Annotated in this window: 10 protein-coding genes; 3 read left to right on the forward strand and 7 right to left on the reverse strand. The window is 68.0% G+C overall.

From position 1 onward, the window contains the following. Nucleotides 1–39: 39 nt before the first annotated feature. Both IDM46_RS09645 and IDM46_RS09650 read right to left on the reverse strand, forming a co-directional pair. On the reverse strand, nucleotides 40–1128 hold the full coding sequence (locus tag IDM46_RS09645; protein ID WP_182820390.1) for an OmpA family protein: 1089 nt from the start codon (nucleotides 1126–1128) through the stop codon (nucleotides 40–42). A gap of 181 nt (nucleotides 1129–1309) precedes the next feature. Continuing rightward, a complete protein-coding gene (locus tag IDM46_RS09650; protein WP_191073331.1) occupies nucleotides 1310–2434 on the reverse strand; it encodes an OmpA family protein in 1125 nt (374 codons plus the stop codon). A gap of 232 nt (nucleotides 2435–2666) precedes the next feature. On the opposite strand from IDM46_RS09650, the gene IDM46_RS09655 reads away from it, so the two are divergent. From IDM46_RS09655 to IDM46_RS09665, 3 genes are all read left to right on the forward strand, one after another. Beyond that, nucleotides 2667–4691 carry an NADPH-dependent 2,4-dienoyl-CoA reductase gene (locus tag IDM46_RS09655; protein WP_182825439.1) on the forward strand — a complete coding sequence of 675 codons (2025 nt, stop codon included), beginning with the start codon at nucleotides 2667–2669 and terminating at the stop codon, nucleotides 4689–4691. Between the two features lie 269 nt (nucleotides 4692–4960). Continuing rightward, nucleotides 4961–5416: a cell wall hydrolase gene (locus IDM46_RS09660; RefSeq protein ID WP_182825437.1), complete on the forward strand. Its 456-nt coding sequence runs from the start codon at nucleotides 4961–4963 to the stop codon at nucleotides 5414–5416. Between the two features lie 75 nt (nucleotides 5417–5491). Continuing rightward, complete coding sequence (locus IDM46_RS09665) at nucleotides 5492–6103, forward strand: glutathione S-transferase N-terminal domain-containing protein (RefSeq protein WP_185116114.1); 612 nt, start codon at nucleotides 5492–5494, stop codon at nucleotides 6101–6103. Between the two features lie 71 nt (nucleotides 6104–6174). Here IDM46_RS09665 and prpC read toward each other — a convergent pair whose 3' ends face one another. From prpC to IDM46_RS09690, 5 genes are all read right to left on the reverse strand, one after another. Then, nucleotides 6175–7329 carry a 2-methylcitrate synthase gene (prpC, locus tag IDM46_RS09670; protein WP_182825433.1) on the reverse strand — a complete coding sequence of 385 codons (1155 nt, stop codon included), beginning with the start codon at nucleotides 7327–7329 and terminating at the stop codon, nucleotides 6175–6177. A gap of 65 nt (nucleotides 7330–7394) precedes the next feature. Beyond that, nucleotides 7395–8279, reverse strand: a complete 885-nt coding sequence (gene prpB, locus IDM46_RS09675; RefSeq protein WP_185116115.1) for a methylisocitrate lyase — start codon at nucleotides 8277–8279, stop codon at nucleotides 7395–7397. A 77-nt stretch (nucleotides 8280–8356) separates the two neighbouring features. After that, a complete protein-coding gene (gene prpE / locus IDM46_RS09680) occupies nucleotides 8357–10243 on the reverse strand; it encodes a propionate--CoA ligase (RefSeq protein WP_182825429.1) in 1887 nt (628 codons plus the stop codon). Between the two features lie 182 nt (nucleotides 10244–10425). Next, a complete protein-coding gene (locus IDM46_RS09685; protein WP_185116116.1) occupies nucleotides 10426–11412 on the reverse strand; it encodes a malate dehydrogenase in 987 nt (328 codons plus the stop codon). Nucleotides 11413–11452: 40 nt separating this feature from the next. Then, nucleotides 11453–12652, reverse strand: coding sequence for an aminotransferase class I/II-fold pyridoxal phosphate-dependent enzyme (locus IDM46_RS09690; RefSeq protein ID WP_182825425.1), 1200 nt, complete (start codon nucleotides 12650–12652; stop codon nucleotides 11453–11455). Nucleotides 12653–12751 lie beyond the last annotated feature (99 nt).

Consider the following 12751-nt stretch of genomic DNA (forward strand, 5'->3'; position numbering starts at 1 on the left):
ACTGGGCCGGGCTTCGTGGGACTACTGGTGCCGACGTCCTCAGTTCTGGACGTTCAGCTCCGTGCGGCGGTTGCGCGCGCGGCCTTCCGGATTGTCCGAACCGTCATCGTTGGTGTTCGGCGCGATCGGGCGGCTCTCGCCGTAACCGTTCGGGCCCACCATGCGGCCGGAGTCGATGCCGTTGCTGGTCAGGTAGTCATAGACCGTGGTGGCACGACGCTCGGACAGCGACTGGTTGTACGCGTCGGTGCCCTTCGAGTCGGTGTGGCCAGCCACTTCGACCTTCAGCTGCGGGTAACGCTTCAGGATCTCGATCGCCTCGTTGAGGATCGCCACCGCGTCAGGACGCAGGGTCGCCTTGTCGAAGTCGAAGTTGACGCCCTTCAGGTCGATCGACACGGGCACCGGGCAGCCGTCCGGACCGATGGTCTGGCCAGCCTGCGAACCGGGGCACTTGTCGTCGCAATCGTTCACGCCGTCGCCGTCGCTGTCCATGTCGGCGCAGCTCGGGGCCACCGGGGCCGGGGCGACCGGCGCGGTCGGCTCCGGGCCGAGCGGGATCACGACGCCGACCGAGGCCAGCACGTCGCCGAACCAGCTCTCGTCCGGTGCGGCAACGCTGGTGTCGTCGAAGTCTGCACGGTAGGCAAGCTCGGTACGGATACCGACGCGGCCCAGGTCGCCCTGCAGGCCCACGCCGACCTTGGCGGCGAAGTTGCCGTCTTCACGCTGACCGGGGGAATTCGGGTTCGGGAAGTTGTTGTACTCTTCCTCGGAGCGCTGGTAACCGACGCCAAACAGCGCGTAGGGGTTCCAGCTGCGCCCCTCGGTGATGAAGTGGCGACGGGCATCGAGCGACACGCCGTACTGGCTCCAGTTGAGGTTCTGGTTGGCGTCATTGTTGGGGTTCTGGTAGTTCAGCTCGCCGTCCAGAGACCAGTCCGGGCTGATGAACTTGCCGAGGCCCAAGGTGCCGAACGGCGCATTGCGCGTTCCGCGGTCGTTGTCCTGCAGGTTGAAGCCTGCGCTACCGGTGATGTACCAGCGATCGTCGAAATCCTGCGCGACCGCAGCCTGCGACACAGCGAGACCGGCCAGCAGGGCGGTGCTCAACAACTTAATCTTCATATACGTACTCCTAGTCAGGAACGAAATCGGGGCGGCGGGACTACTGGGGGGATCGACCACTCGGGCACCCTGTCGCCTGCCAGTGGCGCCGCCGATAGTACACATTCAGGTGAATGTTAACAATTAATTAAAGCAACGCCCGGGATGTACCCGGGCGTCGGTATACCTATTCAGGGACGACTCAGTTCTGGACGTTCAGCTCCGTGCGGCGGTTGCGCGCGCGGCCTTCCGGATTGTCCGAACCGTCATCGTTGGTGTTCGGCGCGATCGGGCGGCTCTCGCCGTAACCGTTCGGGCCCACCATGCGGCCGGAGTCGATGCCGTTGCTGGTCAGGTAGTCATAGACCGTGGTGGCACGACGCTCGGACAGCGACTGGTTGTACGCGTCGGTGCCCTTCGAGTCGGTGTGGCCAGCCACTTCGACCTTCAGCTGCGGGTAACGCTTCAGGATCTCGATCGCCTCGTTGAGGATCGCCACCGCGTCAGGACGCAGGGTCGCCTTGTCGAAGTCGAAGTTGACGCCCTTCAGGTCGATCGACACGGGCACCGGGCAGCCGTCCGGACCGATGGTCTGGCCAGCCTGCGAACCGGGGCACTTGTCGTCGCAATCGTTCACGCCGTCGCCGTCGCTGTCCATGTCGGCGCAGCTCGGGGCCACCGGGGCCGGGGCGACCGGCGCGGTCGGCTCCGGGCCGAGCGGGATCACGACGCCGACCGAGGCCAGCACGTCGCCGAACCAGTCTTCACCGTCGTTGCGCTCCGGCGGCGGATCGTCGTTCAGAAACTGGGCGCGGGTGTCGTCAATGGCCACGGCACGATAGGCGAGCTCGGTGCGGACCTTCACGCGTCCGGTACCACCCTGCAGGCCGACGCCGAACTTGCCGGCGATCGCGCCTTCCTCTTCGTGGAACGGCGAGTCCGGATTGGGGAAGTTGTCCGTTTCAATCTCTTCGCGCTGATAACCCAGCCCCATCAGCAGGTATGGGTTCCACGAGCGGCCTTCGGTCACGAAGTGGCGGCGGGCATCGAACGAAATGCCGTACTGGCTCCAGTTCAGATCCTGATTGTCTTCGTGATTCGGGTTCTGATAGTTCAGTTCGGCGTCAAACGACCAGTTCGGGTTCAGGAACTTGCCCACGCCCAGGGTTCCGAACGGCGCGTTATTGGTACCGCGGTCATTGTCCTGCAAGTTGAAACCGGCGCTGCCGGTGATGTACCAGCGATCATCGAAATCCTGCGCGGAGGCAGCCTGCGCAACGCCCAGTCCACCAATCAGGATGGCCGTGCAAAGCAGTTTCTTGTTCATGTCGTTAGGGCTCCTTGGGTCGCTTCGACGGACCAGGCGGAAGTCAGCGGTCGCTATCGTGTTGGGGGAAAGATGGCCGCCACGCTGGCCACCATCGCGAGGCAGGTTAGGTTCGGGCCCGTGAAGACGGCGTTAACACCCAGATAACAATTAGCTGCGCGCCGTCGCGCGCCGCCTTGCCGCCCCGGCGCATTCCCGGCACTGTGCGCGATCCTCACCTCGCGCCAGCGGCATGCCCGACGCACCCTTGTATCCGCATCTGTTCGCGCCGCTGGACCTCGGCTTCACCACCCTGCGCAACCGGGTGCTGATGGGGTCGATGCATACCGGCCTCGAGGACCATCGCCGCGATTTCCCGAAGCTTGCCGCCTATTTCGCGGAGCGCGCCGAAGGCGGCGTCGGGCTGATCGTCACCGGCGGGTTTGCACCCAACGTGGTCGGCTGGCTGAAGCCCTTTGCCGGCAAGCTGAGCTGGCCCTGGGAATCGGCCAAGCATCGCCAGGTGACGTCGGCCGTGCACGCCCACGGCGCACGGATCTGCGTGCAGCTGCTGCACGCGGGGCGCTACGCGTACCACCCGCTGTCGGTGTCGGCATCGCGGCTGAAGGCGCCGATCAATCCGTTCACGCCACGTGCGCTCTCGGCGCGCGCCGTCGAGCGGCAGATCACGGCATTCGCCATCGCCGCCCGGCTCGCCCGCGACGGCGGCTACGACGGCGTGGAGATCATGGGTTCCGAAGGCTACCTGCTGAACCAGTTCACGGTGGCGCGGACCAACCAGCGCGACGACCGTTGGGGCGGCAGCGTCGAAAACCGCATGCGCTTCGCGGTGGAGATCGTGCGCCGGGTGCGCGAGGCCTGCGGACCCGACTTCATCATCATCTACCGCCTGTCGATGCTCGACCTGGTCGACGGCGGCAATGACTGGGACGCGATCGTGGCGCAGGCCCGCGCGGTCGAGGCCGCCGGCGCCACCATCCTCAATACCGGCATCGGCTGGCACGAGGCGCGCGTGCCGACGATCGCCACATCGGTGCCACGCGGCGTCTTCGCAGGCGTGACCGCCAAGCTGCGTCCGCTGGTGTCGCTGCCGGTGGTGGCGACCAACCGCATCAACATGCCGGACGTGGCCGAGCGCATCCTGGCCACGGGCGCCGCCGACATGGTGTCGATGGCACGCCCGCTGCTCGCCGATCCGCAGTGGGTGGCCAAGGCGCGCGCCGGCCGGCCGCAGGCCATCAACACCTGCATCGCCTGCAACCAGGCCTGCCTGGACCATGTCTTCCAGAACCGTCGCGCAAGCTGCCTGGTCAATCCCCGTGCCTGCCACGAGACCGAACTCAACTACGCCGCGACTGCGTCGCCTCGACGCATCGCGGTCGTGGGCGCGGGACCGGCCGGGCTGGCCTGCGCCACGGTCGCGGCGCAGCGCGGGCACGCGGTCACGCTGTTCGACGCCGCCGCTGAGATCGGCGGGCAGTTCAACCTTGCGCGGCGCGTGCCGGGCAAGGAAGAGTTCGACGAGACCGTGCGCTACTTCCGCGAGCGCATCGCCGAGACCGGGGTAGCGCTGCACCTTTGCACCACCGCCACGCCTGCGCTGCTGGCCGGCTTCGATGCCGTGGTGCTGGCAACGGGCGTGACGCCGCGCGGGGTGGACCTGCCGGGTCACGACCATCCCAAGGTCCTCGGCTACGCCGAAGTCCTGCGCGGTGAGGTCGTCCCCGGCCGCCGCGTGGCGATCATCGGCGCGGGCGGGATCGGCTTCGACGTGGCCGAATTTCTGGTGCAGGAAGGCCCCTCGCCCAGTCTCGATCCGGCGCGATGGATGGCCGAATGGGGCGTGGACCCCCGCTTCGCCACGAGCGGCGGCCTGGTGGCTGCCCGGCCCGAGGCACCGGCGCGAGAAGTCTGGTTGCTGCAACGCAGTCCGGGCCGGCCCGGCGCGCGCCTTGGCAAGACCACCGGATGGATCCATCGCGCGACGCTCAAGAGCAAGCGCGTGCAGATGCTGGGTGGCATCGCGTACGAGCGCATCGACGATGACGGCCTGCACCTGCGGGTCGGCGACGAAGCCCGCTTGCTGCCGGTGGACCATGTCGTGGTCTGCGCCGGGCAGGAGTCGCGACGCGACCTGGCCGGGCCGCTGCGCGATGCGGGAATCGAGATGCATGTCATCGGTGGCGCGGATGTGGCGGCCGAACTCGACGCCAAGCGCGCCATCGACCAGGGCTCCCGTCTCGCGGCCGCGTTCTAGCCGGATGCCGTGAGCGCGGCAAGTGCCGCGCTCGCCACGCGTTCAGGTGAGGTTTCTAAAACGCGCATTAAGGTGCGCCCACTTTCCCGCCGCTTCTTCGGCGGAACCGGCGCGACACGCAACCCTGCGGGTTCGCGCCCGGGCAGCAAATGCGCCACAGAGTGCCGCCGCCCTCCCCAACACGCCATGCCGGTCCGCGACAGCGGCTTCCCGAATCCATTTGGACGGGTTGCGCCGTAGCGGCCGACGCAACGGAGCAAGGAGTCGTCATGAAACTCGCCTGGATCCTGTGGCTGGCCTCAGTGCTGCCACCACAGGCCGCGGATTCACTCTGCCTGAGCACCACGCTTTACCTCGAAGCCCGGGACCAGTCCGTCCTTGGCCAGCGCGCCGTGGCCGAAGTGGCCCTGCGCCGCACCGACAGCGGCCTGTGGGGCGATTCCGTGTGCGACGTGGTCACCGCGCGCAAACAGTTCGCGCCGACCATCGTGTCGCCGCGGACGCGCCTGACCAACACCGAAGCCTGGTCGCAGGCGGTGACGATCGCGCTGGAGTCCCAGCACAACTGGGCGTTGCCCGCGGGCGAGCGCAAGGAAGTCGTACCCGGTGCCAGCCACTTCCTGGCGCATGCGATCGCCAGCCCGAGCTGGCGCAACGCCTACCAGGTCGCCACGATCGGCGACCACACGTTCCTGAAAGTGCAGAGCCTGAAGCCGAAGACCTGATGCGGGCGAAGCCCCCGCATTGAGCGGGCGGCGGCAAGCGCCGATGATGGCGGGGTCTTCCAACTGGAGCCGCACATGAAGCTGTACACCAAGCCGGGCGCCTGCTCGACGGCCGTCCACATCGCCCTGCAGTGGGCCGGCGGCCCGTTCCAGGCCGAGATCCTCGACGGCCCGTCGATGAAGGCGCCGGCCTACCTCGCCATCAATCCCGCGGGCGCCGTGCCGGCACTGGTCGACGGCGACTTCGTGCTCACCCAGAACGCCGCGATCATGGGCTACATCGCCGACACCCATCCGCAGGCGGGACTGGGCGGCGACGGATCGGCGCGCGAGCGTGCCGAGGCCACCCGCTGGCTGGCCTTCGGCAACTCCGATGTGCATCCGGCGTTCAAGCCGATGTTCTCGCCGGCCCGCTACATCGGTGAGGAGTCGGAGCACGATGCGGTCAAGGCGGCGGCACGGACGCTCGTGCGCGGACTGATGGAATCCGCCGACAGGCAGCTCGCCGACAACACGTGGCTGGCGGGATTCCGCAGTTTTGCCGACCCTTATTTCTACATGACCGTGCGCTGGGCACATGGCACCGGCGTGGACATGACCGGCCTCGACAACATCGCCGCCTTCAAGGCGCGCATGGACGCCGACCCCGGCGTGCAGGCAACGCTGAAGGCGGAAGGCCTGGCCTGAGGCACTCCGCAACGCCAGACACGAAAACGGCGCCCCCTGGGCGCCGTTTTCATTTCACGGACCCGGATCCGTCAGTCGCGCGCGGCGAGCGGCACCCAGGCGCGGTCTTCAGGACCGGTGTAGTTGGCGCTGGGGCGGATGATCTTGCCGTCGATGCGCTGCTCGATGACATGCGCGCTCCAGCCACTGGTGCGCGCCAGCACGAACAACGGCGTGAACATCGCCGTCGGCACGCCCATCATGTGGTAGCTCACCGCGCTGAACCAGTCGAGGTTGGGGAACATCTTCTTGATGTCCCACATCACCGTCTCCAGGCGCTCGGCGATGTCGTACATGCGCATGTCCTCGCGTTCGGCGGACAGGTCCTTGGCGACCTGCTTGATCACGTCGTTGCGCGGATCGCCGACGGTGTAGACCGGGTGGCCGAAGCCGATCACCACTTCCTTGCGGCCCACGCGCTCCCTGATGTCGGCCTCGGCCTCGTCGGCGCTGTCGTAGCGCTTCTGCACCTCGAACGCGACCTCGTTTGCACCACCGTGCTTCGGCCCGCGCAGCGCGCCGATCGCGCCGCTGATGCACGAATGCATGTCGCTGCCGGTGCCGGCGATGACGCGCGCGGTGAACGTGGACGCGTTGAACTCGTGCTCGGCGTAGAGGATCAGCGAGGTGTGCATGGCGCGCACCCACGACTCCGGTGGCGGCTCGCCGTGCAGCAGGTGCAGGAAATGCCCGCCGATGGTGTCGTCGTCGGTCTCGACATCGATGACCCGGCCGTTGTGGCTGTAGTGGTACCAGTACAGCAGCATCGAACCCAGCGACGCCATCAGCTTGTCGGCGATGTCGCGCGCGCCGGGATGGTTGTGGTCGTCCTTTTCCGGCTGCACACAGCCGAGGACGGAGACCGCGGTGCGCATGACGTCCATCGGGTGCGCCGACGGCGGCAGCTCCTCGAGCGCGGCCTTGACCGACGCCGGGATGCCGCGCAGCGACTTCAGCTTGGCCTTGTAGCCGGCAAGCTCCGGCTTGGACGGCAGCTTGCCGTGCACCAGCAGGTAGGCGATCTCCTCGAACTCGGCGGTGGTCGCGAAATCGAGGATGTCGTAACCGCGGTAATGCAGGTCGTTGCCGCTGCGGCCCACCGTGCACAGCGCGGTGTTGCCGGCGGGCGTGCCGGACAACGCCACCGACTTCTTCGGCTTCGGCGGGGTGGGTGCGGTATTGCTCATGTGCATGCTCCGGATCTGGTATCGGGGTGGTAGGCGCGCGCGCAGACGCGGCGGCCCGCGACGCGTCACTCTTCGCTGGCGAACAACGCGTCCAGCTTGTCCTCGTAGGCGTGGTAGCCGAGGTAGTCGTACAGCTCGGCGCGCGTCTGCAGGGTGTCGACGATGCCCTTCTGCGTGCCCTCGCGACGCACGGTCTCGTAGAAGTTCAGCGCGGCCTTGTTCATGGCGCGATACGCGCCACAGCAGTACAGCGCGATGTCGACGCCGGCGCCGCGCAGCTCGTCGGTGGTGAAGAACGGCGTGGAGCCGAACTCGGTGAGGTTGGCGAGGATCGGCACCTTCACCGCATCCTTGAAGCGCGCGTAGTCGGCGAGCGAGTTCATCGCCTCCGGGAAAATCATGTCTGCGCCGGCCTCGACGTAGGCGACCGCGCGTTCGATCGCGGCGTCGATGCCTTCGACCGCGGCGGCATCGGTGCGCGCCATGATCACGAAGCCGGCATCGCTGCGGCCATCGACCGCGGCCTTCACCCGGTCCACCATCTCCGCCTTCGGCACGACTTCCTTGTTGGGGCGGTGGCCGCAGCGCTTCTGCCCCACCTGGTCTTCCATGTGCACCGCGGCCACGCCGGCGCGCTCGAACGAGCGGACGGTGCGCGCGATGTTGAACGCGCCACCCCAGCCGGTGTCGATGTCGACCAGCAGCGGCAGGCCGGTGGCGTCGACGATGCGGCGCGCGTCGACCAGCACGTCTTCCATGGTGCTGATGCCGAGGTCCGGCACGCCCAGCGAGTTGGCGGCCACGCCCCCGCCGGAGAGATACAGCGCCTTGTAGCCCACGCGCCGGGCCATGAGGCCGGCATAGGCGGTGATGGCGCCCATCACCTGCAGCGGGGATTCGGCGGCGACGGCGGCGCGGAAACGCGCGCCCGATGAGGTCGACTGGGACATGGCGAACCTGCGTGTTGCGGGACCGTCATTCTATCCGAGCGCGCGGCGCGGTCCTGCCGCGGGCGCGCTTCGCGGGCTCAGCTGCCGGCATCCGCCCCGCGCTCCAGCGCATCGCGGATCTCCTCCAGCGAGCCGGGGTCGTCGAGCGTCGACAGGTCGCCGGGATCGCGGGACTCGGCGAGCGCCTGGATCGAGCGCCGCAGCAGCTTGCCGGAGCGGGTCTTGGGCAGCGCACCCACCACGTATACCCGCGCCGGGCGCGCGATCGCACCGAGCTGCTCCACCACCCTGCCCTGCATCTCCTGCGCCGCCATCGCCGAATCCGCGGCCCGCTTGAGCGTGGCGAACACCACCGGCACCTGGCCCTTGAGCTCGTCGTGCACGCCGATCACCGCGACCTCGGCAACGCCGGGGTGGCTGGAGACCGATTCCTCGATCTCGCGCGTGCCCAGGCGATGGCCCGCGACATTGATGACGTCATCGGTGCGGCCCAGGATGAACGTGTAGCCGTCCTCGTCGCGGATCGCCCAGTCCAGCGAGCTGTAGAGCAGCTCCTTGAAGTGCGAGAAATAGCTGGACAGGAAGCGCTCGTCGTCGCGCCACACGGTGGTCATGCAGCCTGGTGGCAGCGGCGGCCTGATCACCAGCACGCCCTTCTGCCCGGGCGCGGCTTCCTCGCCGGTGGCCTCGTCAATCACGCGCAAGTCGTAGCCCGGCGTCGGCAGCCCGGGCGAGCCGAACTTCACCGGCTTCAGTTCCACGCCGGGCATCAGCGACAGCACCGGCCAGCCGGTCTCGGTCTGCCAGTAGTTGTCGATGATGGTCTTGCCCAGGCCTTCGTTGATCCAGTGCGCGGTGGGCTCGTCGAGCGGCTCGCCGGCAAGGAACAGGTACTTCAGCGCGGAGAGGTCGTACTTCGTGAGCCAGGCCGGGTCCTGCTTCTTCAGCACGCGCACCGCGGTCGGCGAGGAGAACATGGTGCGCACGCCGTATTGCTCGCAGATGCGCCACCAGATGCCGGCATCGGGCGTCGTGGGCAGTCCTTCGTACAGGATGGTCGTGGCGCCGGCGATCAACGGGCCGTAGACGTTGTACGAGTGGCCCACGGCCCACCCCACGTCGGAGGTGGAGAACATCACCTGGCCGGCGCGCACGTCGTAGATCGACCACATCGAGAGCGCCATGGCGACGGCGTAGCCACCGACGTCGCGCTGCACGCCCTTGGGCTTGCCGGTGGTGCCGGACGTGTACAGCAGGTAGCTGGGTTCGTTGGATTCCAGCCATTGCACCGGCACCTCGGCATGCGCGTACTGGCGGCGCGCCTCGTCGTAGTCGACGTCGCGGCCGTCGGTGCGGGCGTATGGCGCGAGGCCGCGGTCGACCATCAGCACGCGTGCCGGTGGCGACTTCGCCTGCTCGCAGGCGGCATCCACCAGTGGCTTGTAGGGAATGACCTTGCCGCCGCGGCTGCCTGCGTCGGCTGCGATCAGGAGCTTCGGCTCGGCATCGTCGATGCGCACCGCGAGGTTGTGCGCGGCAAACCCGCCGAACACCACCGAATGCACTGCGCCGATCCGCGCGCAGGCGAGCATGGCGAACACGGCCTCCGCAATGTTGGGCATGTAGACCACCACGCGGTCGCCCCGGCCCACGTCGAGCGACTTGAGCACAGCGGCGAAGGTGCTCACCTCGCGGTGCAGTTCGCGATAGGAGTATTCGCGCGTGCCGCCGGTCTCGCTCGAGACCGCCACCAGCGCAAGCTGGTCGCCACGCGCGGCGAGGTGGCGATCGATGGCGTTGTGGCAGAGGTTGGTCTCGCCGCCGGCGAACCAGCTGCGGAACGGCGGGTTGGCGTAGTCGAGGATCGACTGGGGCTGCCTGTGCCAATGGATCGCACGGGCCTGTTCGGCCCAGAACGCTTCCGGCTCCTCGATCGAACGGCGGTGGAAGTCTTCGTAGCGCATGTCTGCCTCCCGTGGGTTCGAACAGCCTGGGCGGTCGGCCGTACCCGCGCACTACGACGATGGTCCATGCCTGCGCCCGATGGCAAGCGCCGCGCGGCAGCGGCGGGTGGTGGCCGTCGCGGCCCGGAAACGAAAAAACCGGGCACGCGCCCGGTTTTCCCAGTATCGCCTGGCGCCTGGCCTCAACCGAGCAGGTGCGCCACGCCGGCGCGTTCCTCTTCGAGCTCGGCGAGGGTCCTGTCCATGGCGGCGCGGCTGAATGCGTCCACCTCGAGGCCCTCGACGCGCGTGTACACGCCGTCCTGGGTGGTCACCGGCACTCCGTAGATGATGCCCTCGGGAATGCCGTAGCTGCCGTCCGACGGCACGCCCATGGTCACCCACTTGCCCTTGCTGCCCAGCACCCAGTCGCGGATGTGGTCGATGGCCGCATTCGCCGCCGACGCCGCCGAGGACAGCCCGCGCGCCTCGATGATCGCCGCACCGCGCTTGCCGACCTGCGGGATGAAGGCGTTGGCATTCCAGTCGGCGTCGTTGACCTTGTCCTTCAGCGACGCACCGTTGACGGTGGCGAAGCGGTAGTCGGGATACATGGTCGGGCTGTGGTTGCCCCAGACGACCAGCTTCTCGATGTCACCCACGGCCACGCCGGCCTTGTTGGCCAACTGGCTGAGCGCGCGGTTGTGGTCGAGGCGCAGCATGGCGGTGAAGTTGGCGGCCGGAAGGTCCGGCGCCGACTTCATCGCGATGTAGGCGTTGGTGTTGGCCGGGTTGCCGACCACCAGCACCTTGACGTCGCGGCTGGCGACCTTGTTCAGCGCCGCGCCCTGTGCGGTGAAGATCTTTGCGTTCTCGAGCAGCAGGTCCTTGCGCTCCATGCCGGGGCCACGCGGGCGCGCGCCGACCAGTACGGCGACGTCGGCGTCCTTGAACGCGACCTCGGGGTCGTCGGTGCCGACCATGCCGGCCAGCAGCGGGAACGCGCAGTCTTCCAGCTCCATCATCACGCCCTTGAGCGCGGCCTGGGCCTTCTCCATCGGCAGCTCGAGCATCTGCAGGATCACGGGCTGGTCACGACCCAGCATTTCGCCGGAGGCGATGCGGAACAGGAGCGCATAGCCGATCTGGCCGGCGGCGCCGGTGACGGCAACTCGGACGGGGGCGTTCATCAGTGCGGGGACTCCGGGGTGTGGGGGTTGTCGTGGGGAATTACTGGAGTTCGGCGAAGAACGCCTGGATGCGCTCGAGCCCGGGCGCCAGCTGCGGTGTCGGGCAGGTGTAGCTGATGCGCATGCCGCGCGGCTCGCCGAAGGCGGAGCCCGGCACGCAAGCGACGCCCTTGGCTTCAAGCAGCGCCGCGCAGAAGTCGACGTCGTTGGCGATCACTTTGCCGGCGTGCGACTTGCCGTAGGCCACGCTGATGTCCGGGAAGGCATAGAACGCGCCCTGCGGCACCGGGCAGACCACGCCCGGGATCGCGCGCAGCGCCGCCACCACCTGGTCGCGCTTGGCCTGGAACTCGGCACAACGCGCCGCCGGCACGTCCTGCGGGCCCGACAGCGCGGCGACGGCGGCCGCAGTGACGATCTCCGGCAGGTTGGTGATGTGGTTGGAGTTCATGGTGGTCACGGCCTGGGCCACGACCTCCGGACCGGCCATGAAGCCTGCGCGCCAGCCCGGCATGCCGTAGGTCTTGGACAGCGAGTCCACGAAGATCACCCGGTCGCGCAGCTCGGGGCGCGCCTGCACGAAGTTGTGGTAGCCGACACCGTCGAACACCATGGTGTTGTAGATGTCGTCGGTGATGATCCAGGTGTCCGGATGGCGGGCGAACACGTCGGCCAGCGCGCTGATCTCGTCCCGGGTGTAGACCATGCCCGTCGGGTTGGACGGGTTGTTGAACAGGAACACCTTCGGCTTCTTCGCCAGCGCGGCGTCGAGCTGCGCGGGGCTGAGCTTGTAGTCCTGCTCGGGCGGGCACGGCAGCAGCTGGATGTCCGCGCCGACGATCTCGCCGATGTCCAGGTAGCTGGTCCAGTACGGGGTAGCGAAGGCGAACCCGTCGCCCTCGTCCAGCAGCGCTTCCGCCAGGTTGTAGAGCACGTGCTTGGCGCCCACGCCGGTGGCGCAGTTGGCACGGGTGTAGCCGTCGAGGCCGAGCGCCTGCATGTGCGCCAGGAAGGCATCCAGCAGCTCGTTGGCGCCGCGGTTGCTGCCGTACTGGCCGGAATCGTGCTCCAGCGCCTGGCGCGCGGCGGCGTAGACATGCTCGCCGGGCAGGAAGTTGGGAACACCGATCGAGAAACTGATGATGTCGCGGCCTTCGGCCTTGAGACGCTTGGCCTTTTCGGCCACGACCATGATCGCGCTGGGCTTGGCGCGGCCCATTCGCTTGGCGAGCTGCAGCATCGCGGAACCTCGGGAGTTGGGTGGGCTGGGCGGCGGGCCGGTGGCCGCGCCGCGCGTATTTCAGCCGGTTATTCTAACAGCCCGGGCATCGCCGGGGCC

The organism is Luteimonas sp. MC1825 (assembly GCF_014764385.1).
In the GTDB taxonomy this organism is placed as follows: Bacteria; Pseudomonadota; Gammaproteobacteria; order Xanthomonadales; family Xanthomonadaceae; genus Luteimonas.